Raw genomic sequence first — 25,921 nt, forward strand, 5'->3', positions numbered from 1 at the left:
CACGCTACGGGCGAGAGCTACGAGGGTCCTGTGAAGCCGGAGACTCCGCGGTCAGGCGGCCGCGGGGGCGTGCGGGGGGTGACGCCGCTCGAGGGCCGCGCCCTCCACGTCGACGTTCGGGATGACGCGGTCCAGCCACCGTGGGAGCCACCACGCCGAGCGCCCGAGGAGGTGCATGACCGCGGGCACCAGCAGCATCCGGACGACGATCGCGTCGAGGAGCACGCCGAGGGCGAGGCCGAAGCCCATCGACTTGATGATCACCGACTCACTCGTGACGAACCCACCGAACACGGAGATCATGATGAGCGCGGCGGCGATGACGACCGTGCGCCCGGCGCGGAAGCCCTGCGCCACCGCCAGCCGCGCGGGTGCTCCGTGCACGTAGGCCTCCCGCATCCCCGTCGCCAGGAACAGCTGGTAGTCCATCGCGAGGCCGAACAGGATGCCGACGAGGATCACCGGGAGGAAGCTGAGGATCGGGCCCGGGTTGTGGACGCCGAACAGGTCGCCGAGCCAACCCCACTGGAAGACCGCCGTCACCGCGCCGAACGTCGCGAACAGCGACAGGACGAACCCGCCGGTGGCCAGGAGCGGCACGAGGATCGAGCGGAAGACCATCACCATGATGAGGAACGACAGCCCCACCACCACCGCGAGGTACAGCGGCAGCACGTCGGCGAGGCCTTCGGAGATGTCGATGTTGATCGCGGCCTGCCCGGCCACGCCGAGCTCGATGTCGCCGTCCACGGGAGGGAGCGCCCGCAGGTCGCGGACGAGCCGCTCGGTGGAGGCGCTGTTGGGTCCTTCGGCCGGCACGACCTGGAAGGCCGCGAGGGAGTTGTCCTCCGCGATCGCGACCGGTGCCACGGCGACCACATCTTCCTGGCCGGCGAGTTCGCGCGCCACGGCGAGCTGCGCGTCCTGCACGGCGGTGTCGTCGAGGCCCTCGGGGAGGGATGCGGTGACCAGGAGCGGTCCGTTGACCCCCTCGCCGAACGCCTCCTCGGTGGCGGTGTAGGCGCGGTAGGCCGGAGAATCCGCCGCCTCCGAGCCGCCGTCCGGCAGCCCGAGGCGCATCGAGAGCGCCGGGATCGCCACCACCAGGAGGAGCACCACGGCCAGGAGTCCCGTCACCACGGCGCGGACGGTCGACATGGGCTCCACGGCGCGGCCCCGCACGCGACGGCGGGTCTCGCCCCCCTCCGCCGATGCGGTCGACGTCGCCGCCAGCCGGGCGCGAGCCCGGCGGCCGAGTACCCGCATCCCGGCAAGACCCAGGAGGGCGGGGGTGAGCGAGATGGCGATGAGCACCGCGATCGCGACGCTCGCGGCGCCCGCCGTGCCCATGAGGCCGAGGAACGGAATTCCCGTGACGTTGAGCGCGAGGAGCGCCACGATGACCGTGGTCCCGGCGAACACGACGGCGTTGCCGGCGGTGCCGTTGGCCAGGCCGATGGATTCGACCACCTCGGCCCCCTGCAGGAGCTGCCGGCGGTGGCGGTACAGGATGAACAGCGAGTAGTCGATGCCGACGGCCAGCCCCAGCATCACCCCGAGGATGGGGGTGACCGACGCCATCTGCACGACGCCGGAGAACGACAGCGTCGCCATCGCACCGATGCCGACGCCGGTGAGCGCGGTGAGGATGGGGAACGCGGCGGCCAGCAGCGAGCCGAGCACGACGACGAGCACGATGCCGGCGATGACGACACCCACCGCCTCGCCGACACCGAGGATCTGCGGAACGCCCTGCGAGATGTCGGTCGAGAATGCCACCTCCACGCCGTCGATCGGCTCGGAGGTGAAGTGGGCCATCACCGCCTGCTTGGAGCTTTCCGGGAGCTCCAAGCGCGGCTCCGTGAACGAGACATTGACGAGGGCGGTCGCGCCATCCTCGGAGACGAGACGGATCTCGTCGGCGAACGACAACAGCTCCGCGCCGCGCTCGAGCTGCGCCTCCTGCTCGGGGAGGGCCGCGAGGCTGTCGGTCAGCTGCTGCTGCTGCGCATCCAACTCGGCACGGCCGGCGTCCAACTGCGCCTGCTGCCCGTCCAGCTGCGCCTGCTGCTGGTCCAGCTGCGTCGTCGGCAGGTCGGCGGCCTCGGCGCGCGCACGGGCGGCGTCGAGCTGCGCACGGCCGGCGTCCAACTGCGCCTGCGCCGCGTCCAGCTGCACGCGACCCGCATCGATCTGCTGCTGTCCCGCCTCGGCCTGCGCACGGCCGGCGTCGAGCTGCGCCCGCCCGTCCTCGATCTGCTGGCGGGAGGCGGCGAGTTCCTGCTCGGTGGCGAACGGGTCCACCACGTCGGCGACGTCGGGAAGATCGCCCGCGGATTCGACGAGGGCGGCGATCGCGGCACGCTGATCGTCGGTGAGCGCGCTGCCGTCCTCCGTGGCGAAGACGACGGTGCCGGATGCTCCGCTGAAGTCGGGCAACGACTCCTCGAGCTCTTCGATGACGGCGCCCGAGGCGGTGCCGGGGATGTCGAAGCTCGAACTGAGCCCCTTGAAGCCCAGCGCGAAGCCACCGCCGGCGATGGCGAGCAGCGCGACCCACGCGAGAACCACCGTCCAGGCGCGGCGCGCGGCGAACGTTCCCAGGCGGTGCAGCAGCTCGGCCATGCGGTTCCTCCGACTCGCGAGGCCGCCTGTCGAGGGCGCCCTCGACTCCGACAAGCAGCAGCTAAGATAACACGGACCGTCTCGTCTTCCCGATTGCGAGCCCGATGCCCCATCCTCGGAGCGGCCCTGTCCGCAGTGAGGCCGCACGCCAGGCGATCCTGCAGGCCGCGGCCGATCTTCTGGTCGAACGCGGCTACGACGCCCTGTCGATCGAAGGCATCGCCACACGCGCCCGCGTGGGCAAGCAGACGATCTACCGGTGGTGGCCCTCCAAGGGTGCAGTGATCGCCGAGTGCCTCCTCGAGGGGAAGATCCTCCCCGGACGGCTGCTGTTCCCCGACACCGGCGACATCCGCCGCGACCTCGGAGACTGGCTGCAGGCGGTGTTCACGGTGCTCGCCGAACCGCACGGCGAGACGCTGCTGCGCTCGCTCGTAGCGGCCGCAGCCGAGAACGCGGATGCCGGGCGCCGGCTCCGCGACAGCCTCACCGGCTCGGAGTCGCTCGTCGGGCGCCTCCGGGCCGCGATCGGCACGACGCCCAACCTCGCACCCGGGGCGCCCGTGGAGGAGATCGCGGAGGCCCTGATCGGCGCGGTCATCCTGCGTGCCCTCAGCCGTGAGCCGATCGGGAAGGGCGACGCCGAGCGCCTCCTCGACGCGGTCCTCGGCCGCTGACCCCCGCGCCTCCCGCGCCTCCCGCGTCCGGCGAGTGCACGACATCGTGCCCAGCGCACGGCCTTCCCGCGCGATTATGCCGTGCGCTCGGCAGCAACCCGTGCGCTCGCGGATGCGACGTGGGCCGCCGAGGTCAGGGGGTGGGCGGGGCGGTCGTCGCCCGGGGGATGAGCATCGTGGGCAGCCGCACATGCGTCTCGGGTGGAGGTGTTCCGCCCATCAGTCCGAGGAGCATGGTCACTGCCTCAGACCCGAGACGCTGCATCGGCTGGCGCACCGTGGTGAGGGCCGGCGACACCTGAGAGGCGTCGGGGATGTCGTCGAATCCGACGACGGACAGGTCTCGCGGGACCGAGAGCCCCATCGCGCCGGCCACCCGGAGGACCGTGATGGCGGAGATGTCGTTGGCGGCGAAGATCGCCGTGGGCCGGTCACTCCGCGACAGGAGCTGGGTCGCCGCCTCGCGCGCCGAATCCTCCGCGTACCGTCCGACTCCCACCAGGCTCCGGTCGAACGGGATGCGCGCGTCGTCGAGGGCGCGCCGGTAGCCACCCTCGCGGAACATCGACGACCGGAGGTCGGGGCGGCCGGCGACGAAGCCGATGCGGCGGTGCCCCAGCGAGATCAAGTAGTCGACGGCCTGGCGTGCGCCGGTGAAGCTGTCCGATTCGACCGTGGGCATGTCGGCCGGGCCGGTGTGGGGATCGATGGCCACCACGGGTACCTCGGCGGCGGCGTTGACGACGGACGGGGTCACCATGATCACCCCGTCGACGAGTGTCCCGCTCAAGCGGCTCAGCGATCGGCGCTCCCATCCCTCTGACGAAGACTGGGACGAGCCGCTGTACGCGAGCAGATCCAGCCGCGAGTCCCGCAGGGCCGCACCGACGCCCTTGAGCACCTCCGCAGAGAACGGCTCGAACCCGGCGACGAAGACCCCGATGACCCCCGTCCGCCGGGCGCGCATGCTGCTGGCGACGAGGCTCGACTCGTACCCCAGCTCGCTCACCGCGGCGAGAACCCGCTGCACGGTGTCATCCGCGACGCCGTAGCGGCCGTTGACCGCCTTGGACACGGTGGCGACGGAAACACCGGCGGCGGCCGCCACATCGTGAATCGTCACCCTTCGCCGCATGACCGTCATCGTAGGGCCACGGAAACCATTTTCGAAAACGTTTGACGAAACGGCGTGGGAATCGGACACTGGCATCGCACCGGGCGATCCACACGCGCGGAGAAATGGCCGTACCTCGACGATCGGGGGCGCCACTCAATGAAGAGACAGGTGATCACATGAGGTCCACAAAGCTAGTTGCGGGGGCCGCGGCTCTGGCAGCGGGAGCGCTCCTTCTGAGCGCGTGTTCAGGGGGCGGATCGTCGAGCGGAGGCGGCGACGGCGACGTCGAGATGACGCTCTGGCAGAACTCGACGACCGGACCGGGTAAGCAGTTCTGGGCGGACGCGATCGAAGCGTTCCAGGAGGACAACCCGGGCGTCACGATCAAGATGCAGTCGGTCCAGAACGAGGACCTGGACGGCAAGCTGCAGACGGCCCTGAACGCGGGCGACCCGCCCGACATCTTCCTCCAGCGTGGTGGCGGCAAAATGGAGGCCATGGTCGACGCCGGCCAGCTGATGGACCTGACCGATCTCATCGACGAGAACCTGCACGACGAGATCTCCGAGGTGGCCTTCGACGCCGAGACCTACGAGGACAAGGTCTGGGCGATGCCGCTGTCGGTGCTGCCCGGCGGGTTCTTCTACAGCCAGGATGCGTTCGACGCGGCGGGGATCGCCGAGAACCCGACCACGGTCGACGAGCTGAAGACGGCCGTGGAGGAACTCAAGACGACCGGCATCTCCCCGATCGCCCTCGGCGCGAAGGCCGCATGGCCCGCCGCGCACTGGTACTACTTCTTCGCGCTGCGCGAGTGCAGCCAGGAGGTCATCGAAGAGACCGGCGATACGAAGGACTTCAGCGATGAGTGCTGGATGCGCGCCGCCGAAGACCTGGAAGACTTCGCTGCGATCGACCCCTTCAACGAGGGATTCCTCACCACCGAGCCCCAGCAGGGCGCGGGCAGCTCGGCCGGCCTCATCGCGAACCGTCAGGCCGCGATGGAGCTCATGGGCGCCTGGGACCCGGGCGTGATCGCCTCGCTGACCCCGGATGAGAAGCCGCTCCCCGACCTGGCTTGGTTCCCGTTCCCCGAGGTTGACGGTGGCGAGGGTGCGCCCGGTTCGCTGATGGGCGGCCTCGACGGATACTCGTGCTCCGCGCAGGCGCCTGAGGAATGCGCCGACTTCCTCAACTTCGTCGCCAGCGCCGACCAGCAGACGAAGTACTACCAGGCATTCCAGTCGCCGCCCGTGAACTCGGTCGCACAGGAGGCCGTCACCGAGCCCTACCTGCAGGGGATCCTCGCGGCCTACAACGAGGCCCCGTTCGTCTCGCAGTGGCTCGACACGGTCCTGGGCCAGAACGTCGGCAACGCACTCAACGTGGCGGTCGTCGACATGCTCGCGGGCAACAGCTCGCCGGACGAGTTCATCCAGACGGTCAACACGGCGGGTGCGCAGGGCTGAGTATGTCCATCCGCGAGATGTCCTCAACGGACGATTCCGATCTCGCGCAGCACGACGGGGGCGGCGGCACGCCGCCCCCGTCCGTGCCGCGAGACCGCCGGCGCCCACGTGGGCTGGGCTGGTCAGGGCGCCTCGAGGTGCTCCTCATGGCCGGCCCCGCCGTGATCTTCTTCGTCGGCTTCGTCATCCTCCCGGTGATCATGGCCGCCTATTACGGCTTCTTCCGCTGGGCGGGTTTCGGCCCCGCCACCGACTTCGTCGGCCTGCAGAACTACATCGTCATCTTCAGTGACCCCAACTTCCAGCAGGCCCTCCTGCACAACGGTTTCATCGTCGTCATGTCGCTGGTGCTGCAGGGTCCGCTCGCGATCCTGCTGGCGCTGCTGCTGAACCGGCGCATGAAGGGCCAGTCGATCATCCGCGTGCTGATCTTCGTCCCGTATGTCATCGCCGAGGTCGTCGTCGGCACCGGCTTCAGCCTGCTGCTGGCCACGAACGGTGCCGCCAATGGCGCGCTCGAGAACCTCGGGCTCGGATTCCTCCGGGCCGACTGGCTCGCTGATCCGTCGATTGCGATCTGGACGCTGATGGCGATCCTGACGTGGAAGTACATCGGCTTCGCCGTCATCCTCTTCCTCGCCGGTCTCCAGGGAATCCCGGACGAGCTGAACGAAGCGGCTGCGATCGACGGCGCCTCTTACTGGCAGATCCAGCGCCGCATCACGCTCCCCCTGCTGGCGCCTACGCTCCGCATCTGGGCGTTCCTGTCCATCATCGGCGCCCTGCAGTTGTTCGACCTCGTCTACATCATCTGGGGGCAGTACGTGTCCTCCGTCGCGGGGACGAACACGATGGCGATCTACATGGTGGCCACGGGCCGCAACTCCGGCAACTTCGGGTACGGCAACGCCGTGGCCGTCGTGATCTTCGTCATCTCCCTCGTCGTGGCGCTGTTCTACCAGCGCTTCGTGCTCCGCCGCGATACCGACGGAGCGATCACAGAAAAGGGCGCCCCCCAATGACCACCATGGCCATCACCACGGGCCGCGCGAAGCCGTCGTCCCGCACCCGGCAGAGCCTGCCGTGGGGAAACCCGGTCGTTTACTTCGTCGCCCTGGTCGTCATCGCCGTGATGCTCGGGCCGGTGATCTACATCATCATCGGCGGTTTCCGCACCAACTCGCAGATCACCGTCGACCCCGCCGGGTTCCCCAGCCCGTGGAACCTGGAGAACTACGTCACCGTCATCACCAGCGGCCAGTTCTGGACGCAGGTGGGCAACTCGACGATCGTGGCACTGGCCACGACCGTCGGCGCGGTCGGGCTCGGCCTCATGGCCAGCTACGTCATCGCCCGGTACAGGTTCCGGGGCCGGGGCGGCTTGTACGCCCTCTTCGCGTCGGGTCTCATGTTCCCCATCACCGTCGCGATCACGCCGCTGTACATCGTGGTGCGCAGCCTCGGGCTCATGAACACCCTGCCCGGCATCATCCTGCCGCAGATCGCGTTCGCCCTGCCGGTGACCGTGATCGTCCTGGTGCCGTTCCTGCGGGCCATCCCGGACGAGATCCAGGAGGCCGCCTACATCGACGGATGCGGTCGCCTCGGGTTCTTCTGGCGCATGGTGCTGCCCCTGGCCGTGCCCGGCGTCATCACGGTCGGCATCCTCGCCTTCGTCAACAGCTGGAACGCCTACCTGCTCCCGTTGTTCATCCTCAACGACGAGGCCGCGTTCACCCTGCCCCTGGGTGTGCAGGCGTTCTCCTCGCAATACTCCGTGGACACCGCTCGCGTCTTGGCGTTCACGTCGCTGTCCATGCTTCCCGCTCTGCTGTTCTTCAGCCTGTTCGAGCGGCGCATCGTGGGCGGACTCACCGGCGCAGTGAAAGGCTGACATGTCACCGTCAGGTACGGAGTCCTCGGCGCGCGTGCGCGCGCTGCTGGCGCGGATGACCGTCGAGGAGAAGGCGGCTCAGCTGGTCGGCTACTGGGTCGACCAGGGCGGCGAGGTCGTGGCGCCGCTGGCGGACGAGATGGTCACCTCGACCAAGTACGCCGATGCCACCACGCACGGCCTCGGGCACCTCACCCGCGTATACGGGACCCGGCCGGTCGACCCCGTCGAGCGAGCGGGCTGGCTGTGGAAGGAGCAGCGCCGGCTGGTCGCGGAAACCCGTCTGGGAATTCCCGCGATCGTCCACGAGGAGTGCCTCACCGGGCTCGCCGCGTGGAAGGCCGCGACCTTCCCGACTCCCCTCGCGTGGGGGGCCTCCTTCCACCCGGCGCTCGTGACGGAGATGGCCGAGGTGATCGGCGGATCCATGCGGGAGCTCGGCATCCACCAGGGTCTGGCCCCCGTGCTCGACGTGATCCGCGACCCGCGATGGGGCCGTGTCGACGAGTGCATCGCCGAGGACCCGTACGTCGTCGGGACGATCGGGACCGCCTACGTCCGCGGGCTGCAGGAGGCCGGCGTGGATGCCACGCTCAAGCACTTCCTGGGTTACTCCGCCTCTCAGGCGGCGCGCAATCACGCGCCGGTGCACGCCGGACCCCGCGAGATCGCCGACGTGCTGCTGCCGCCGTTCGAGATGGCTCTGCGCGACGGAGGCGCCCGGTCGGTCATGAACTCGTACGCCGAGATCGACGGCGAGCCCGTGGCCGCGAGCCCCGCCTACCTGGACGAGCTCCTGCGCGACGACCTCGGATTCGAGGGAGTGGTGGTCTCGGACTACTTCTCCGTGGCGTTCCTGCACTCCACCCATGCCGTCGCCGGTGATCTGGGGGAAGCAGCAGAGCTCGCCCTGAAGGCGGGTATCGACGTGGAGCTGCCCACCGCCGATGCGTTCGCCGAGCCGATGCTCGCGCGCATCCGCGACGGCCGTATGGACGAGGACCTCCTCGACCGCGCGGTCCTCCGGGTCCTGGAGCAGAAGGAGCGGCTCGGACTCCTCGACGAATCCTTCGCCGAGCCGCCGGCTTCGGTCGACCTCGACTCTCCGCGGCATCGCGACATCGCGGGCCGCCTCGCGGCGGAGTCGGTCATCCTCCTCGCCAACGACGAGACCCTTCCGCTGACCGCGGCGGCGCCCCGCATCGCCGTCCTGGGGCCCAACGCCGACTCGTCCGAAGCGCTGATGGGCTGCTATTCGTTCGCGAACCACGTGCTCGCGCACCACCCCGGGGTTCCGCTCGGCATCGAGATCCCGACGATTCTCGAGGCCGTACGCCGCGAGTTCCCGGGTGCCGCTGTGGACTCGGCTCCGGGGTGCGAGGTGGAGGGGTCGGATCGTTCGGGAATCACCGCGGCGGTGGACGCCGCGCGCGAGGCCGACGTCGCCGTCGTCGTGGTCGGGGACCGCGCCGGGCTGTTCGGCCGTGGCACGGTCGGCGAAGGGAACGACGTCGACGATCTCGAGCTGCCCGGGCTCCAACGGGAACTCGTGGAGGCGGTCGTGGAGACCGGCACGCCCGTCGTGCTCGTGGTCCTCTCCGGGCGCCCGTACGCCATCGGATGGGCACTGTCGGGCCCGCACGCCGCCGCCGCGGTGCTCCAGACGTTCTTCCCCGGTGAAGCGGGGGCCGACGCGGTCGCGGCGGTGCTGTCGGGCCGGGTGAACCCCTCGGGCCGGCTTCCCGTCTCGCTCCCCCGGTCGGCCGGCGCACAGCCCTACACCTACCTGCATCCGCCGCTCGGTGGCCGCAGCGGCGTGACCAGTGCCGATCCCACACCGGTCCTGCCCTTCGGCCATGGGCTGAGCTACACGACCTTCGAACGCTCCGACCTCGCCGCCGATGCCGAGGTGGCTGCCGGGGACGACGTCACCGTCGCGGTGACGGTGCGCAACAGCGGCTCGGTGGCCGGGGCCGACGTCGTGCAGCTCTACGGTCATGACGTGATCGGCAGCATGACGCGGCCCGTCGCGCAGCTGCTCGCCTATGAACGGGTCACGCTGGAACCGGGCGCCTCCACCCGGGTGACCTTCCGGGTGCCGACGGCGCGACTGGCCTTCACAGACCGCACGGGGCGCCGCATCGTCGAGCCCGGCCGCGTCGAGCTGTGGGTGGGACCGTCCTGCGCAGAGCGCGATGTCGAAGCATCCCTGGAGATCACCGGAAGCGTGTACCCCGTGACCGCCGCTGACGCGCGGCTCGCCACGGCGACTCTCCGGCCGGTCGCGGCGAGCATCGGCCAGTCGAACGACGTGCCGATCGCCGCAGGGACCGTCTGAGGCCTGACACGCCGATGCCCTCCCCCGCCGGCTGCGGGGGAGGGCATCGGCGTGTGGGTCAATTCAGGACGAACGTGTACGTCGTGGTGTTGCCCACCACGTCGAAGACGACCATCGTGTTCTCCCCCTGCACCGCACCGAAGGTGCCGGGACGCAGGAAGTTGACATCCGACCACGCATTGTTCGTGAGGTCCTTGGTCTGCCCGTTGATGACGACCTTGTCCACACCGCCGGCGTCGTGCAGCTTGTAGCTGAGGACGTCGTAGGTCGCTCCGGTGGGAACGGTGAATTCCGCGCCATCCTTCACGGTCGCGGCGGGCGCGTCCACGTCGACGGTGAACGCGAAGGTGCCGGTCCGGGAGATGTTGCCTGCCCGGTCCTGCGCGTTGTACCGCACCGTGTACGCACCCGACGCCAGCGTCACCGTCGCCGAATGCGTCCCACTCTCGGCGCCGTTCATCGCGGACTGCGTGCTCTTGACGAGCGTGCTGCCCTGATAGACGTTCGCCACGATGCGCTCCAGACCACCGAGATCCGACGCCTCCACGCGCAGATCCACGGCACCGAACGGCCCAGCCGTCGTGGGCGCGGTGAGCGTCGCCTCGGGTCGGACGGTGTCAGCCGGTGCGTTCTGGAACAGACGCGGCGCGAAGTCGATGAGGTTCTTCTGCCACACATCCCATCCGTGCGGGCCGACGGTGACACCGGCGAACTCGTAGTCGATCCCGAGCTGGTCGAGAACCGGCAGCGAGCTCATCACCGAGCCGTAGGTGAAATCGGTGATGTCTCCGGTGTACAGGCGGTAGAGCTCGGTGCCGGCGTTGATCGCCTCTGCGTCGACACCGGCGGTGCCGCCGAAACCGGCCGCGAAGGTTCCGATGTAGGCGAACTCACCCGGGTGCGCCTTCAGCACCGACACCGTCCGCGCCCCACCGGCTGACAGTCCGGCGAGGGCGCGCTTGACGGGGTTCTGGCTGACGTTGTAGCGCTCCTCGGTCACCGGTAGGACGTTCTCGAGCAACTCCCTCGGATAGTCGTTGACGTTGCCATTGGGCATGACGACGACCATGGGCTGGATGCTGCCGTCGAGGGACAGGTTGTCGAGGATCTGGCGCGCGCGCCCGACCTCCACCCAGTCCGTCCAGCTCTGTCCGCCGCCGTGGTTGAGCACGAACAGCGGATAGGGCTCGGCGCGGTCGGCGTCGTAGCCCGGAGGCGTCCAGACGTAGGCGCTGCGCTCCTGGCCGGCGACGCTGCTCTGGTACGACATGACGTCGAGATCGCCGCCGGAACCGGCCGGCACGTCCGAAAGGAGGCGTGACCCTTCACCCGGGACGAGGAAGGTGCTCCACGCGGGCTCCGACGTCACGGAGGTCGGGTTCGAGGTGTCCTTGACGGCCTGGCGGTCGACGATGAAACGGTAGTGGTAGAACTTCTGCTCCAGCGGACCGACCGTGGCGCGCCAGCGGTCACCGACCTTGGTCATCTCCACGCGCAGCCAGCTCCCACCCGGTGCCCAGTTCGCCCAGACCGAGACGTACTCGGCGTCGGCGAACTCGGTCGTCGTCTCGAACGTGACGTAGCCGTCATCGGTGACCCACGGCGTCGGCGTGGTGCCAGGGGCCGGGGGCTCGAAGCGCTCGGTGAGCGGAAGGTGTCCCTCGCTCATGCCGGGATCGCCGGGGGTCGCGGTGAACAGGCGCGGGGCGAAGTCGATGAGGTTCTCCTGCCACGCGTTCCAGTTGTGCCCGGCATCCGGGTTCACCCCGTCGAACTGGTACTCGAGACCGAGCGCGTCGAACTTCTGGAACGAGTCGAAGACGTCGTTGTAGGCGACGTCGGTCTTGTTCCCCACATAGACGCGGAACAGGTCGGTGCGGTTGTTCATCTTCTTGACGGGGATGTCGTCCAGATCGCCGAAGCGGCCGGCGCCGAAGGTGCCGATCGCGCCGAATTCACCCGGGTGCTCGCTGAAGACCTCGAAGGTCTGCCCGCCGCCCATCGACAGGCCGGCGAGGGCCCGCTTCTTCTTTCCGGGGGCCACGTTGTACGTGTCCTCCACCGCGGGAACGATGTTGTCGAGGAGCTCCGCCGAGAAGTCGGGAACGTTGCCGTTCCCCATCACGACGAGCATGTCCGCCAGCCGGCCGGAGAGCCACAGGTTGTCGAGGATCTGCTCGGCACGCCCGACTTCCACCCAATCGCGGTAGCTCTGACCGCCGCCGTGCTGGAGGTAGAGCACCGGGAACTTCTTCCCCTTGGGCTGGTACGTCGGCGGCACCCAGACGAGAGCCTCGCGCTCCTCATCGGCCACCGAGCTGTCGTAGTTCAGGGTCTGGATGGTACCGGCCTCCTCCGGCGCATCGGCGAGGAGCGCAGCTGACTCGCCCGGAATGAAGAACGTGCTCCATTCCGGCTCGGATGCGACGGACGTGGGGTTGCTGGTGTCCTTCAGGACTTTGCTGTCGTCGCCGGTGACCTGGTAGTAGTACAGGCCCGGTTCGAACGGGCCGTAGGTCGCCGTCCAGTTCGCGCCGCTGCGCTGCAGACCGATCTGCGCCCAGTTGTGCGAGGGGCCGAAGTTGCCCTCCACGACCACCTGCGACACCGGGCCGACGGCCTCCTCCACCGCGGCATTGGGCACGGCGATGCGAAGGTAGCCGTCATCCTGCACGGCGATCCACGGCTCGGCCGCGGCTGCGGGGGCCGACGCGGCAAGGCCCGCCAGGGCGACGACCGCCGCCGTGAGCAGCGCCACCGCCCGCCGCGCTCTCGGGGTCCGGCGCGAATCCCGGCTCTCGGATGTGATCTCCATCGATTCCTCATCTCTGTGACGTGCCCGGCCCGGTGCGGGCACCACGAAGAGAGCTCGCGCGAGCCGGTTGGGGGGAACGGAATCGACGACGCCGGCGTCCTACGGGAGGATTTACAACGTCGTAAATGCCGTACGCCGACACTCTCGCAGGGCCGCCGGGCGCGGTCAAGAGGCAATCTGCAACGTTGTGAAGACAGCGGGGGCGCACCCGGCCGCCCTTCGCAGGATGGGGCGCAGGGCGCGTCGGTTTCGGGGCAGATTTCGTGCTTTGGGGCGCGTCGCGGCGCGCCCCAAAGCACTTTGCGCGCCCCAAAGCTCTTTGCGCCGCACACCCGACCGGGCGGGGATCCCCGCAAACCGGTCGGGACACGCGGCGGAGCGCGGCTCAGTCCCGGTCGAACGGGGAGGGGCCGAGCTCGGCGAGGAGCTCCGACATCCGCACGTAGGCACGGTTGCGATAGGCGATCAGCTCCGCGATGCGGTCGGCGTCGAGCTCGCGGAATCCGCCGCCGCTCTTCGTACCCAAGCGGCCGTGATCGACGTTGTCCTGGAGGATCTGCGGGGTGGCGAAACGCTCGGGGAAATCCTCCTGCAGCGACCGGTAGCAGAACGCGTACACATCGAGACCCGCCATGTCGGCGATCGCGAAAGGACCGAAGAACGGCATCCGGAAGCCGAAGGTCGACCGCACGATCGCGTCGATGTCCTCCACCGAGGCCACTCCTTCCTCCACCAGCTGCGTCGCCTCGTGGAACAGGGCGTACTGCAGGCGATTGAGGACGAACCCCGTGGCATCGCGCACGCGTGCCGGCGTCTTGCCGGTGCTGCGGACGATCTCCATCGCAAGGCGGATCGCCTCGTCGCCGGTGGTGTCGTGCGGAATGATCTCCACCCCCGGGATGAAGGGCGCGGGGTTCGAGAAATGCACCCCGACGAAGCGTTCGGGCCGCTCCACCGCCGTCGCCAGACGGTTGATCGAGATCGTCGACGTGTTGCTGCCGATCACGGCCGTGGCCGTCGCGCGGGAGATGCGCGCCAGGGTCTCGTGCTTGAGTTCCAGGCGCTCGGGGACCGCCTCCTCCACGAAGTCGGCCTCCGCCACGGCGGACTCGATGTCGGGCGCAGCTGTGACGTTCGCGGCCACGAGGGCGGATGCGCCGGCGGGAAAGAGCCCCTGCCCCTCGAAGTCGGTGGCCTCGGCGACGAGACGGGCGAGGTTCGCCTCGGCGATCTCGGCGGTCGCGTCCGTGATCGTGACGGTGTGGCCGGCGATCGCGCACACCTGCGCGATGCCGCCGCCCATGTACCCGCTTCCGATGATCGCCACGCGGCTCATGCGGTTTCTCCGGTCGCGTCGCCGCCGGAGGAGTCGTACTCCTCGATCGCGGCCACCTTCGCCGCGGACGCGGACGTCGGGTCGAAGCGGTATCCGAGCCATTCCGAGACGAGGCGCTTGGCAAGCTCCAGGCCGATCACCCGCTGTCCCATCGTGAGCACCTGGGCATCGTTGCTGAGCACGCTGCGCTCCACCGAGTACGAGTCGTGCGCCGTGACCGCCCGGATGCCGGGGACCTTGTTCGCCGAGATGGCGACCCCGAGACCCGTGCCGCAGACGAGGACCGCCCGGTCGGCCTCGCCCGCCGCGACGCGCCGGGCCGCGGCCACCGCGACATGCGGGTACGCGGTGTCCTGGTCGCTGCCGACGCCGACGTCGATCACCTCCGACACCCGGTCGTCCTGTTCCAGGAGCGCCTTGAGCGCTGTCTTGTACTCGTATCCGGCATCGTCGCTTCCGACGACGATGCGCAGAGGTTCGTTCATCGCGATCCGTCCTTTCCGTCATGTGCGATCGCCGTGACGATCAGCGCGAACGATGTCGCACCCGGGTCCGGGTGACCGACGCTCCTCTCCGCCAGGGGTCTGGCCCGGCCGAGGGCCGGCCGCATCGGGGCCGTCCCCTCCGCGGCGGAGGTGGCCGCCTCGGCGGCGGCCGCCAGGGCATCGGTGATCGCCGCGCCGTCTCGGAGCCGCTCGCCGAGCACCCGGACGTACGGGTCGATCGCGTCGACCATCGTCTTGTCTCCCACCTGCGCGCCTCCCCGAGCTCGCACCACCCGCAGGGCTGCGGTGGCCGCCGTGGCGATCGTGTCGCGAGCGTCGACGTCATCGGCCGCGAAGGCCGCTCCCACCGCGCGGAGCATCGCGCCCCACAGCGCCCCCGAGGTACCCCCGGCCTTCTCGCTCCACGCGTCGCCGGCGTCCGACAGCATCCGCGAGATACCGCGACGGGGGTCGGCGGCCGTGAAGGCAGCCTCGGTCCCCGTCCGCATCCCGACGCCGTGGTCGCCGTCGCCGGCGAAAGCATCCAGACGACCCAGTTCCTCGGCGTGAGCCGCGACCACGTCGCGGGCGACGCCCAGCAGACGCGCCGCCACCGCGGCCGCGGCCTGCGAAGCGGGGGATGCCTCGGCCACGACCTCGGCCGGATCCTCCGCGGTTGCCCGGGCGGGGGCGCCGGCGACCACGCGCCCGGAGGCCACCGCGCCTTTCCGGTAGGCCGCGGATTCCGCCGGCGCCGCCCACAGCGGCTCGAGCTCGTGGTCCAGCCAGACCAGAGTCACCGACGCGCCGGCCATGTCCAGGCTCGTGACGAGTTCGCCCACTTCGGGTTGAACGATCGTGAGGCCGGCGCCCTCGAGGACCGCGGCGACGTCGCGGAACAGGACGAAGAGTTCCTCGTACTTGACCGTGCCGAGCCCGTTGACGAGCACCGCGACACGGTCGCCGCGGTTGTCCGGAGCATCTGGGAGAAGTTGCTCGACCAACTGCCGGGCGAGATCGCGCGACCCTGTCCGCGGGACGTCCCGGATGCCGGGTTCGCCGTGGATGCCCAGACCGATCGACATCATGCCGTCGGGCACGGTGAACAGCGGCGCCTCGGCGCCGGGGAACGTGCAGCCGCCGAATGCGACACCCAGCGACCGCGTGCGGTAGTTCGCGAGCTGTGCGAGCCGTTCGACCTCGTCGAGGTCGTCGCCGCGTTCGGCCGCGGCTCCCGCGACCTTGAAGACCACGAAGTCGCCCGCGATACCGCGACGCGCCGTCCATTCCTCGATCGGGGCGCTCGCGATGTCGTCGGTGACGAGCACCGTGCGGGTGTCGATCCCTTCGCTGCGCAGACGATCCTGCGCCTCGCCGAAGTTCAGGACGTCGCCGGCGTAGTTGCCGAAGGAGAACAGCACTCCCCCGCCGGCGTCTGCTGCCCGGCCGACGCGATACGCCTGACCGGCGGAGGGCGACGTGAAGATGTTCCCGCACACCGCGCCCGCTGCCATCCCCGGCCCGACGACACCGGCGAACGCCGGGTAGTGCCCGGAGCCGCCGCCGACGACCACGGCCACCGACCCCTCCTCGGGGGGCACCGCGCGGACGACTCCGCCGTCGACGGCGCGGACGACGCCGGCGTTCGCGGCCACGAATCCTTCGAGCGCCTCCGAGACGAAGTCGTCGGGGTGGTTGGCGATACGCGTCATGGGTGTCTCCCTCGCATTGGCCCTGTCTCTCGCCTGGGTGTCACTGCAGTTGGCGGACGCGACTGGTGCCGCGCGCATGGCCCTCGCGGCGGGGCAGCACGTACCTGCGCAGGTAATCGCGGTTCTCGGCGCAGACACTGAGGCCGTCACCGCCGTAGTTCTCCAGGCAGATGACGCCCTGGAACCCCTGCTCGAGGGCATATCGGAAGGCCCACCGATAGTCGATGACCCCCGACGACAGCGGGGACGGGGCCGCGAAGTAGAAGTCGCCGGCGACGTCCTCGTCGCGGACGTAGTTCTTCACGTGCCAGAAGTTCGCATACGGCAGGGTCTTCTCCACCAGCTCCTCCCATCGCTCGACCGGGCGATGGAGGCGAATGAGGTTGCCGATGTCGGGGTTGAGCCCGACGTTGTCCAGGCCGATCTCCTCGACCAGGCGCACGGCCAGATCTCCCGAGCCGAGGAAGGTGTCTTCGTACATTTCGAGGGACATCAGGATGCCGGCTTCCTCGGCGTGGGCGCCGAGCTCCCGCAGTCGCGCCACCGCGAGGTTCCAATCCGCGGGGTCGTCGTGCGGTCCCTCCACCGTCCAGAACCACAGCTGTGCCGACTGCGCCGGCGTCAGCGGGCGATGCAACCCGAAGGACACCGTGCGGATGCCCGCGGATGCGGCGGCCTCGATCACCCGATGGCTGTACGCCAGGTTCTCCACGCCATGGGCCGGGTCGATCACGCTCCGCCGGATCGCGGAGAGCGAGACGGGTTCGACGCCGCACGCGGTCGCGGTGGCGACGAACTCCGAAAGCCGGCCCGGCGAGAGGTCGGCCAGCCTCACCCACGAGTCCGTGACATCGAGCATGTCGAACCCGGCATCGGCGATCTCGGTCAGATCTGCCGCCCAGACCTCGGCATCGGCATCCGTCACGGCCGTGCCGTCGCGCAGCGTCCCAGGAAAAGGAAGCGCAGCTGCGGCGATAGGCCACGTCTCAGCCGTCCATGCGGTCATCCGTCGGTCTTCCTCTCGATGCGAACAGGGGTGTCCAGGATCGGATCCCCGACGACGCGGACGCCGCCGGTCAGCGTGATCCGCACCGGCTCCGTCGTCCGCGCGAGCGAGAGCCCGGCGAAGAGGTCGATCGCGCCGTGCTCGACGATGCGGCGCCGGTCGAGCCCCGTGAACGAGAAGCGATCAGCGGAGAGGGTGAAGGTCACCCTCGCGGGCTCGCCGGCGGCCAGCGCCACACGCGCGTAGCCGACCAGCTGCGCCACCGGCCGCGTGACCTGGGCGACGGGGTCGCCCGCGTACAGCTGCACCACGACGGCGCCGTCGCGATCGCCGGTGTTGACCAGATCGACGATCGCGTGCACGGCGCCTGCCACATCCACCTCCGCGGCGTCGACCGCGAGGTCGCCCAGGCTGAACTCGGTATAGGAGAGGCCATGACCGAACGGGAAGGCCGGGGCGATCGACAGATTGCTGATGCGGTCGCCGTCCTGTCCCAGCGGCGGGGCCAGGTAGGTGTGCGGGATGGCCCCGGCGGTGTGCGGAACCTGAACCGGGAGGTGCCCGGACGGGTTGACCTGTCCCGCGAGCACGCGCGCGATGGCCCCCGCCCCCTCCACCCCGGGGAAGAACGCCTGCACGATCGCTGCGGCGCGTCCGACGAACCGCCCGAGGGCGTAGGGCCGGCCGGACACCACGACGAGAACGACCGGCGTACCGGTGGCGAGCACCTCCTCGACCAGGCGCGTCTGGTGACCGGGAAGCTCAAGATCCGGCGCGTCCGATCCCTCGCCCGACGTGCCCCGGCCGAACATCCCGGCCCGGTCTCCCACCACCACCAGCGCGACATCGGCATTGCGAGCGACCGACACGGCCCGTGCGAGGTCTCCGTCGCCCGGCGCGTCGACGAGCGGCGTCCCGCCCTCGGCGACCACCTCCGCGTCGGGGAGGGCGTCGGCCACCGCTTCCGCGATGGTCTGCGCGGCGATGCCGAGCCCGAACTCGGGATGGCGCGGCAGCACATGGATCGGGTACGAGTACGCGCCGAGGAGAACGCGGGGGTCGCGCGCGCCGGGTCCGACGACCGCCACGCGGCCCGTGGACGGGGACAGTGGCAGGACACGTTCGGGATTGTCCAGAAGGATGACCGATTCCTCCGCGAGGCGTCGCGCCACGCTCCGGTTCCGGGGGCTGTCGAGGTCGTGCGGCTGCGGTTCAGCCGGCACCCATCCCTCGTCGAGGAGCCCCAGATCCAGCTTCTGCCGAAGGACCCTCCGTACGGCGATGTCTATCTCCGTCTCGGTCCGGCCGGGATCCGGGTCGTCGGTGCCGAGCTGGGTATACGCCGACGTGTCGGGCAGCTCGACATCCATGCCGGCGTGGAGGGCCAGCCGGCCGGCATCAGCCATCGATGCCGCCACCCGATGCTTGGACGTGAGAAAGGCGATCGCCCAGTAGTCCGACACGACGGTTCCCCGGAATCCCCACTCGCCCCGGAGGACATCCGTGAGGAGCCAGCGGTCAGCCGCCGCAGGGACGCGGTCGGTCTCGGTGTAGGAGTTCATGACACTGCCGACGGCGCCGGTCCGTACCGCCATCTCGAAGGGCGGGAGCACGAGGTCGCGCAGTTCGCGCTCGCCCATGGAGACCGGCGCGTGGTTGCGCCCGCCGCGAGAAGACGCGTGACCGGCGAAGTGCTTGAGCGTCGCGACCACCCCACTTCCCTGGAGGCCCTGCACGTAGGCGGTCGCGAGGGTCGCCACGACGAAGGGGTCTTCGCCCAGTGTCTCCTCCACACGGCCCCAGCGATAGTCCGTCACGACGTCGAGCACGGGAGAGAGCCCCTGATGCACCCCGACCGCGTGGAGGTCATCGCCGATCGCTCGTGCCATCTCGGCCACCAGCTCTCGGTCGAAGGTGGCCGCCCACGCCAGGGGGGTGGGATACACCGTCGCCCCGAGGGTCGTGAAGCCGGTGAGACACTCCTCGTGAACGATGGCGGGAATGCCCAGCCGCGTCCGGTTGCGGAGGAAGTCCTGCGCCGCGCGGACCTTCTGCATGCCTTCGCGCGGCGGCACGGGGGTCGTGCCGAAGACGCGCGTCAGGTGGCCGATTCCGGAGGCGGCGGCGACCTCGAACGGCTGTCGGCCCCGGGCCAGGACGTCCTGCATCGGAGCGATGATCTGGGAGGCGTCGCGCGTGTCCTCCCAGTGGCTCCCGAGTTGTGCGACCTTCTCCGCCCGGGTCATCGACGCCAAGAGGGCCTCCACCCGGGCGTCGGGGTCGGCCGCGGCATCCCGCCACCGAGGCACCGCCGTCGTTCGGTCGTCGGTCTGCGAATCCGCCATCGTGTCGCCCCCGCCGTCAGCGCAGGGTCACGGCGACCCAGGACACGGGCGGAAGCGTGAGCGCCACCGTGCGGTCGTCGACCCGCCGGGTGGCGATGTCCTGGAGGCCGACGCGCTCACGGTCCTCGAGGGTGTTCGCCGCGTGCATATCGGTGTCGTGCATGCCGACGGCGCTGCGCACCTCGACCGCGCCGAGCATCGTCACGTCGACATCCAGCGTGATCTCCTCCTCGAGGCTGCGATTGACCGCGAAGAGCGTCGTCTCTCCGCTGTCGGGGTCATGGGTGGCCACCGCGTCGATGACGGGGACCGTGCCGTACAGGGCCGTGTCGTACTCGGGCGCCTCCAGGCGCACTTCCAACGCGTTCCCCCGCGCGAGCCTCGCTGTGTGCGCAAAGGGGAAGAAGGTCGTCTGGCGCCAGGCCGGGCCGCCGGGCTCGGTCATGATCGGGGCGATGACGTTGACGAGCTGGGCGAGGCTCGCGGACTTCACGCGGTCGGCGTGGCGGAGAAGGGAGATCAGGAGACTGCCGACCACGACGGCGTCGGCCACCGAATAGGCGTCTTCGAGCAGCCGAGGGGCCACCGGCCACTGTTCGACGTCGGTGATCTTCTCCACGTCGTTGTACCGGGACTGATACCAGACGTTCCACTCGTCGAAAGAGATATCGATCGTCTTCTCGCTGCCGCGCACCGCCTTGACGTGATCGGCCGTGGCCACGACGGTGTCGATGAAACGATCCATGTCGATGGCCGAGGCGAGGAAGCTCGCATAGTCGCCGTTCTTCGGCTCGTAGTACGCGTGGCAGGAAATGAAGTCGACGTCGTCGTAGGTCCGCTCCAGCACGACGCGCTCCCACTCACCGAACGTGGGCATCTGCGCGCCAGAGCTGCCGCAGACCACCAGCTGCAGGTTCGGATCCACCTGGCGCATGGCACTCGCGGTCTTCGCGGCGAGGCTCGCGTATTCCTCGGCGGTGCTGTGGCCGAGCTGCCACGGACCGTCCATCTCGTTGCCGAGGCACCACATGCGGATGTCGTGCGGCTCGGGATTTCCGTTCTCGACCCGCTTGTCCGACCAGAACGTCCCGGATCGGAGATTGGCGTACTCGAGCACGTCGAGGGCCTCCAGCACGCCACGGGTGCCGAGGTTCACGGCGTACATGACGTCACTGCCCGCTTTGGCTGACCACCGCGCGAATTCGTCCAATCCGATCTCGTTCGTCTCGGTCGAGTGCCACGCGAGGTCCAGACGTCGCGGTCGCTCCTCGCGAGGACCCACCCCGTCCTCCCACCGGTATCCCGACACGAAGTTCCCACCGGGGTAGCGGACCGTCGACACCCCGAGCTCGCGAACCAGGGCGAGAACATCCGAACGGAAGCCCTCCGCGTCCGCCGAGGGGTGGGAGGGTTCGAAGATCCCGTCGTAGACACAACGGCCCAGATGCTCGACGAACGATCCGAACAGCCGCCGGTCGACGGCTCCCACGACGAAGTGCGGGTCGATGGTCACGCGTGCAGAGGTCATGCTTTTCTTTCCGGAAGAGGGGTGGCGGGTGACGCGGTGTGGGTCACTTGAGGCTGCCGATCGACAACCCTCCCTGCCAGTAGCGCTGCAGGGTGAGGAAGGCGATGACCAGCGGGATGACGGAGACCAGCGAGCCGAGGATGATGATGCTCCACAGCGAGGTTCCCCCGGAGTTGTTGGCCGAAGCTATCCCCTGCCACAGACCGATTCCGACCGTGACGGGGAAGAGCCGATTGTCTGAGAGCATCGCCAGGGGCAGGAAGTAGTTGTTCCACGAGGCCACGATCGACAGCAGCAGCACCGTGACCATCGCCGGGCGCAGCATCGGCAGAGCGACCTGGACGAAGATCCGGAACTCGCTCGCCCCATCGACCCGGCCGGCGTCCAACAGCTCATCCGGCACGGCATCGCGGGCGTACACGTTCATGAGGTATACCCCGAACGGGTTCAGCAGGGTGGGCAGGATGACGGCCCAGATGGTGTTGGTGAGCCCGAGCTCGGAGAACATGATGAAGGTCGGGATGACCAGCGCGGTCGTGGGCACCATCACCGACCCGAGGAGAATCGCGAAGCTCACCCGCCGGCCGGCGAAGCGGTACTTCGCGAATCCGTATCCGGCGGCCACGGCCAGCACGGTGGCGCCGAGACCGCCGGCGAAGGCGTAGAGGGCCGAGTTCGCGAGCCACCGCAGGTAGATGCCGTCCTGGAACGTGAACAGCTGGGAGATGTTCCCGGCGTAGTCGATGACGTCGTCGAACCACAGCGCGCTCCCCCCGCCGAACAGGCCGGCCGCAGTCTTGGAGCTGTTGACGATCACCCACCAGAACGGGATGAGGAAGTAGACCACGAGGAAGCCGAGCAGGATCTGCAGCGGAAGGAATTGCCGGCGCGTGGCCGAGCGGCGTGATCGGTCGACTGCCGTGGTCATGAGAGAAAGCTCCCCCGCTTACGCGTGATGAACATGAAGAGGTACACGCATACGAACACCACGGCGCCCAGCGCGAACGAGATCGCCGAACCGTAGTTGTAGTTCGCCAGGGCGAAAGCCTGCTGATACGCGTACATGTTGGGGGTGAAGTCGGCGGAGATGGCTCCCGCCGCCAGGTAGCGGAGGATCTGTGGTTCATTGAAGAACTGCAACGTTCCGATGAGCGCGAACACCAGGATGAGCACCAGCGCCGGCGCGATGAGGGGGATCTTGATGCGCAGCACGATCTGCCACTGGCTGGCCCCGTCGATGCGCGCCGCCTCGTACAGAGTGGGGTCGATCCCTTGGAGCGCGGCGTAGAGGATGATCATGTAATAACCGGCCCACTGCCAGATGACGATGTTCAGCAGCCCGAAGAAGATCAGGTCGCGGCTGAGGAAATCGGGACCAGGGAGCCCGAACATCCCGAACAGCTCCGCCAGGGGACCGAAGCTCTTGCTATAGAGGAAGCCCCACATCAGCGCACCGATCACGGCGGGGATCGCGTAGGGGAGAAACACCATGAGCCGGGAGAACCGCGCGAACCGTCCGGTCACGATGTCGAGGATGAGCGCGACGGCCAGCGAGATGGCCATCTGCAGGGGGATCAGCACGAGCGAGAAGCGCAGGACGAACCAGATCCCGCCCAGGAAGCTGGCGTCCGTGAACGCCTTGACGTAGTTGCCGAACAGCACGAACCGGGTGCCCCCGATGAGCTGGTTCTGGAACAGGCTCAGGTACAGCGCGAAAAGCAGGGGCGCGACGAGGAACGCGAGGAAGACGATCGCGAACGGTCCGACGAAGCTCCAGCCGACGAGCGACTGCCGGCCTCGGCGTCGGGGACGCCGGGCGGGCGCGGGATCGGCACTGGTGGCGCTCTGCGCCAGATCAACGGTCATGGGGTTCCTCCGGGGAAGCGGATGGACGCGACGCCGCGTGGGCGGGCCCGGTGTGCGGACCAGCCCACGCGGAGCGACTCACTCGACGGTGAAGCCCTGTTCCTCGGCGTAGGCGACGACATCCTCCTGCAGTTGGTCGGCGGCCTCCGAACCCGACACCGAGCCCTCGTTGATGGCCGCCAACTGCTCGGTGAAGGCGTCGAAGTAGTACTGACCGAACGGCGTGTAGGTCATGCCCTCGTAGGCGTTCGCCGCCGGCACATACACCTCCCTGTTCGCCTGCTGGCCCCCGAAGAACGGCACCTCGTAGTCCACGAACTCGGGGGAGTTGAGCGCGTTGAGGTTCAGCGGGAAGATGACCTGGTTCTGCCATCCGTCGGTGAGGGACGCCTCGTCGGCGTAGAGGCCGAAGGCGGCCTTCGCCGCCAGCTCGGGGTTGCTGGCCTGGCTGGTGACCGAGAAGGCCGATCCACCCCAGTTGACCGACACGGGATTGCTGGTGTCCCACTGCGGCAGCGGGGCGGTCTTCCAGACCCCCGCGTCCTGCCCCTCGCCGACACCCGCGCCGGTGAGGTATCCCGGCGCCCAGGCCGCCGAGATGTAGGTGGCGTAGTCGCCGCCGATGACACCGGAGATGTACTCGGGGGTGAACTGGTCCTGCGTGCCGACGAGGCCCTTCTCCACCAGCCCGGCCCAGTAGTCGAGCACCTTCTTCGACGCGTCGTCGTTGAGGGTGATGCCGATGGTCTCGGGCGAATCCGAGTCGTAGGTGAAGGGCTGGGCTCCGGCCTGGTACTGCAGCGCCATGAACGAAGCCGGGACGTTGGCACCCAGGTCGCCGAACAACGGTCCTCCGGCATCCTTGAGGGTCTGCGCGGCGGCTTCGTACTCGGCCCACGTGGTGGGCGGGGTGATCCCGTACTGATCGAAGACGTCGGCGCGGTAGATCATGCCCATCGGACCGCCGTCGACGGGAACGCCGTAGACCCCGTCACCGACGGAGACGTCCTTCCAGGCCCCCTCGCTGTAGTCGTCCTTGACGTCCTCGTAGCCGTAGTCGCTGATGTCGACGATCGCTTCCTGGATCTGGAAGGTCGGGATGCGATCCGCCTCGATCATGATGACGTCCGGGGCCCCCGTCTCGGCCGTGATCGCGGTCTGGAACTTGTCGTACTCGTCGCCGCCCTGACCGACGTTGGTCCAGCAGACCTGCACCTCGTCGTTCTGCTCGTTGAAGTTGTCGACGACGAGCTCCATGTTCGGGTACCAGGCCCACATCGTGACGACGGGCAGATCCTCTTTCGGGATCGTGTTGGTGCAGTTGGTGGCGTCGTTGCCGCCGGCGGTGTCGCCGTCTCCGCCACCGGTGCAGGAGACGAGGGCGGCCGCGAGCAGGACGGTGAAGCTGGCAGCAAAGACCGGCTTTGTCTTCACGGGATTTCCTTTCGGATGCTAAGACCTCTTTGTCAAGCAGGAACGCTCGTGCGCGAACGGCGTCCGGAATACCGGACATATACAACGTTGTAAGCAACGTTGTAGGAACACTATGGCGCGCCGCTCGCCAGTGTCAAGAGCCCGCTCGCATCGGCCGCGCACCGGCGGCCGGACGGTGATCGGGGGCCGTCACCGCAACCCATAGAGTGGGGATCTACAGGGCGTGAGGGGGATCGATGGGGTCGACGATGCATGACGTCGCCCGCCTCGCGGGGGTGTCCATCAAGACGGTGTCGAACGTCATCAACGACTACCCGCACGTCCGGCCCGCCACCCGCAGCCGCGTGGAGGCAGCCATCGAGCAGTTGGCATACCGGCCGAACGCCTCCGCCCAGGGCCTGCGCTCCGGACGGACGGGGATCATCGGCCTCGCCGTGCCAGCGCTCCGCGAGAACTATTTCGCGGAGCTATCCGATTTCATCATCCGCGCCGCCGAAGCGCGAGGCCTCGGCGTCGTGGTGGAGCAGACGAACGGCGACCGCGAGGCGGAGCTGCTGGCGGTGTCCGGGGGGCGGCGCCGGTTCACCGACGGCCTGCTGCTCAGCCCGGTGCGCCTGGGCCAGGGCGATGCAGCCGTGCTGGACGTCGGCTACCCGCTCGTGCTCCTCGGCGATCGCATCTTCGGAGGTCCGACCGACCACGTCGCCATTCACAACACGGAGGCCGCGCGGGCGGGCGTGGAACACCTGCTGTCGATCGGCCGGCGTCGCATCGCCCTCCTGGGCGGCAGCGAGGACGCGGACGGGGAGCCCAGCTCGGCGAGCCTGCGTCTCCGCGGATACCGCGAGGCTCTCAGCTCCGCGGGAGTCGCGGAGGATCCCGCACTGATCCGGCCCGTCCTGCACTGGACCCGGGCCGCCGGTGCCGAAGCCGTGCACCAGATGATCGCCGACGGCGTGGCGTTCGACGCCGTCTTCGCCCTCAACGACACCCTCGGACTCGGTGCATTGCGCGCGCTCGCGGGCGAGAATCTGTCCGTCCCCGATGACGTGGCGGTCTTGGGATTCGACAACATCGATGAAGCCCGCTTCTCGGTGCCGTCCCTCTCGAGCGTGGATGCGGGGAAGGAACGCATCGCGGAGATCGCCGTGGATCTGCTGCTCGAACGCATCGCCGAGAAGGGACCGCGGCAATCGCCACGCACCGTGCAGCCGGAGTACACCGTCGTGGCGCGCGAGTCGACGGGCTTTCCGAGCGTCGACGCCTGAACGGCG

Annotated in this window: 18 protein-coding genes; 6 read left to right on the forward strand and 12 right to left on the reverse strand. The window is 69.0% G+C overall.

Going from position 1 to position 25,921, the window contains the following annotated elements; genetic code table 11:
- Positions 1–51: 51 nt before the first annotated feature.
- The gene (locus AC4FS1_RS09585) at positions 52–2,625 is read right to left on the reverse strand and encodes an MMPL family transporter (protein ID WP_491154508.1); all 2,574 of its coding nucleotides are present in this window, start codon (positions 2,623–2,625) and stop codon (positions 52–54) included.
- Between the two features lie 104 nt (positions 2,626–2,729).
- On the opposite strand from AC4FS1_RS09585, the gene AC4FS1_RS09590 reads away from it, so the two are divergent.
- Entirely contained in the window at positions 2,730–3,302 is a 573-nt protein-coding gene (locus AC4FS1_RS09590) for a TetR/AcrR family transcriptional regulator (RefSeq protein ID WP_491154510.1), read from the forward strand.
- Positions 3,303–3,435: 133 nt separating this feature from the next.
- On the opposite strand, the gene AC4FS1_RS09595 is transcribed toward AC4FS1_RS09590, so the two are convergent.
- Entirely contained in the window at positions 3,436–4,437 is a 1,002-nt protein-coding gene (locus AC4FS1_RS09595) for a LacI family DNA-binding transcriptional regulator (RefSeq protein ID WP_491154512.1), read from the reverse strand.
- Between the two features lie 158 nt (positions 4,438–4,595).
- Between AC4FS1_RS09595 and AC4FS1_RS09600 the strand changes: the two genes are divergently transcribed.
- From AC4FS1_RS09600 to AC4FS1_RS09615, 4 genes are read left to right on the forward strand one after another with little or no spacing between them, the layout of a single operon-like run.
- Entirely contained in the window at positions 4,596–5,888 is a 1,293-nt protein-coding gene (locus tag AC4FS1_RS09600; RefSeq protein WP_491154514.1) for an ABC transporter substrate-binding protein, read from the forward strand.
- Positions 5,889–5,890: 2 nt separating this feature from the next.
- Positions 5,891–6,910: a carbohydrate ABC transporter permease gene (locus AC4FS1_RS09605; RefSeq protein WP_491154516.1), complete on the forward strand. Its 1,020-nt coding sequence runs from the start codon at positions 5,891–5,893 to the stop codon at positions 6,908–6,910.
- Positions 6,911–6,915: 5 nt separating this feature from the next.
- Positions 6,916–7,782, forward strand: coding sequence for a carbohydrate ABC transporter permease (locus tag AC4FS1_RS09610; RefSeq protein WP_491155692.1), 867 nt, complete (start codon positions 6,916–6,918; stop codon positions 7,780–7,782).
- Position 7,783: 1 nt separating this feature from the next.
- Positions 7,784–10,120, forward strand: coding sequence for a beta-xylosidase/alpha-l-arabinosidase (locus tag AC4FS1_RS09615; RefSeq protein WP_491154518.1), 2,337 nt, complete (start codon positions 7,784–7,786; stop codon positions 10,118–10,120).
- A 58-nt stretch (positions 10,121–10,178) separates the two neighbouring features.
- Here the strand turns inward: AC4FS1_RS09615 and AC4FS1_RS09620 are convergent, their stop codons facing one another.
- The 10 genes from AC4FS1_RS09620 to AC4FS1_RS09665 form a co-directional block, all read right to left on the reverse strand.
- The gene (locus tag AC4FS1_RS09620) at positions 10,179–12,935 is read right to left on the reverse strand and encodes an alpha/beta hydrolase (protein WP_491154520.1); all 2,757 of its coding nucleotides are present in this window, start codon (positions 12,933–12,935) and stop codon (positions 10,179–10,181) included.
- Between the two features lie 385 nt (positions 12,936–13,320).
- Positions 13,321–14,271 (reverse strand): 3-hydroxyacyl-CoA dehydrogenase family protein, encoded by a 951-nt coding sequence (locus tag AC4FS1_RS09625; RefSeq protein ID WP_491154522.1) that lies wholly within the window; start codon positions 14,269–14,271, stop codon positions 13,321–13,323.
- Positions 14,268–14,756: a ribose-5-phosphate isomerase gene (locus AC4FS1_RS09630; RefSeq protein WP_491154523.1), complete on the reverse strand. Its 489-nt coding sequence runs from the start codon at positions 14,754–14,756 to the stop codon at positions 14,268–14,270. Before AC4FS1_RS09630 ends, AC4FS1_RS09625 begins: the two co-directional genes overlap by 4 nt.
- The gene (locus AC4FS1_RS09635) at positions 14,753–16,468 is read right to left on the reverse strand and encodes a dihydroxyacetone kinase family protein (RefSeq protein ID WP_491154525.1); all 1,716 of its coding nucleotides are present in this window, start codon (positions 16,466–16,468) and stop codon (positions 14,753–14,755) included. The genes AC4FS1_RS09630 and AC4FS1_RS09635 overlap by 4 nt, the downstream gene beginning before the upstream one ends.
- A gap of 40 nt (positions 16,469–16,508) precedes the next feature.
- A complete protein-coding gene (locus tag AC4FS1_RS09640) occupies positions 16,509–17,474 on the reverse strand; it encodes a sugar phosphate isomerase/epimerase family protein (RefSeq protein WP_491154527.1) in 966 nt (321 codons plus the stop codon).
- Entirely contained in the window at positions 17,471–19,819 is a 2,349-nt protein-coding gene (locus AC4FS1_RS09645; protein WP_491154529.1) for a glycoside hydrolase family 3 N-terminal domain-containing protein, read from the reverse strand. Before AC4FS1_RS09645 ends, AC4FS1_RS09640 begins: the two co-directional genes overlap by 4 nt.
- A gap of 16 nt (positions 19,820–19,835) precedes the next feature.
- Complete coding sequence (gene arfA, locus AC4FS1_RS09650; RefSeq protein ID WP_491154531.1) at positions 19,836–21,347, reverse strand: arabinosylfuranosidase ArfA; 1,512 nt, start codon at positions 21,345–21,347, stop codon at positions 19,836–19,838.
- Positions 21,348–21,390: 43 nt separating this feature from the next.
- Complete coding sequence (locus AC4FS1_RS09655; RefSeq protein ID WP_491154533.1) at positions 21,391–22,275, reverse strand: carbohydrate ABC transporter permease; 885 nt, start codon at positions 22,273–22,275, stop codon at positions 21,391–21,393.
- Positions 22,272–23,213: a carbohydrate ABC transporter permease gene (locus tag AC4FS1_RS09660; protein ID WP_491154535.1), complete on the reverse strand. Its 942-nt coding sequence runs from the start codon at positions 23,211–23,213 to the stop codon at positions 22,272–22,274. Before AC4FS1_RS09660 ends, AC4FS1_RS09655 begins: the two co-directional genes overlap by 4 nt.
- Positions 23,214–23,291: 78 nt before the next feature.
- Positions 23,292–24,647, reverse strand: a complete 1,356-nt coding sequence (locus AC4FS1_RS09665) for an ABC transporter substrate-binding protein (RefSeq protein WP_491154537.1) — start codon at positions 24,645–24,647, stop codon at positions 23,292–23,294.
- A gap of 236 nt (positions 24,648–24,883) precedes the next feature.
- On the opposite strand from AC4FS1_RS09665, the gene AC4FS1_RS09670 reads away from it, so the two are divergent.
- The gene (locus AC4FS1_RS09670) at positions 24,884–25,915 is read left to right on the forward strand and encodes a LacI family DNA-binding transcriptional regulator (RefSeq protein WP_491154538.1); all 1,032 of its coding nucleotides are present in this window, start codon (positions 24,884–24,886) and stop codon (positions 25,913–25,915) included.
- Positions 25,916–25,921: the final 6 nt, after the last annotated feature.

This window comes from Microbacterium sp. Z12_35 (assembly GCF_058310475.1).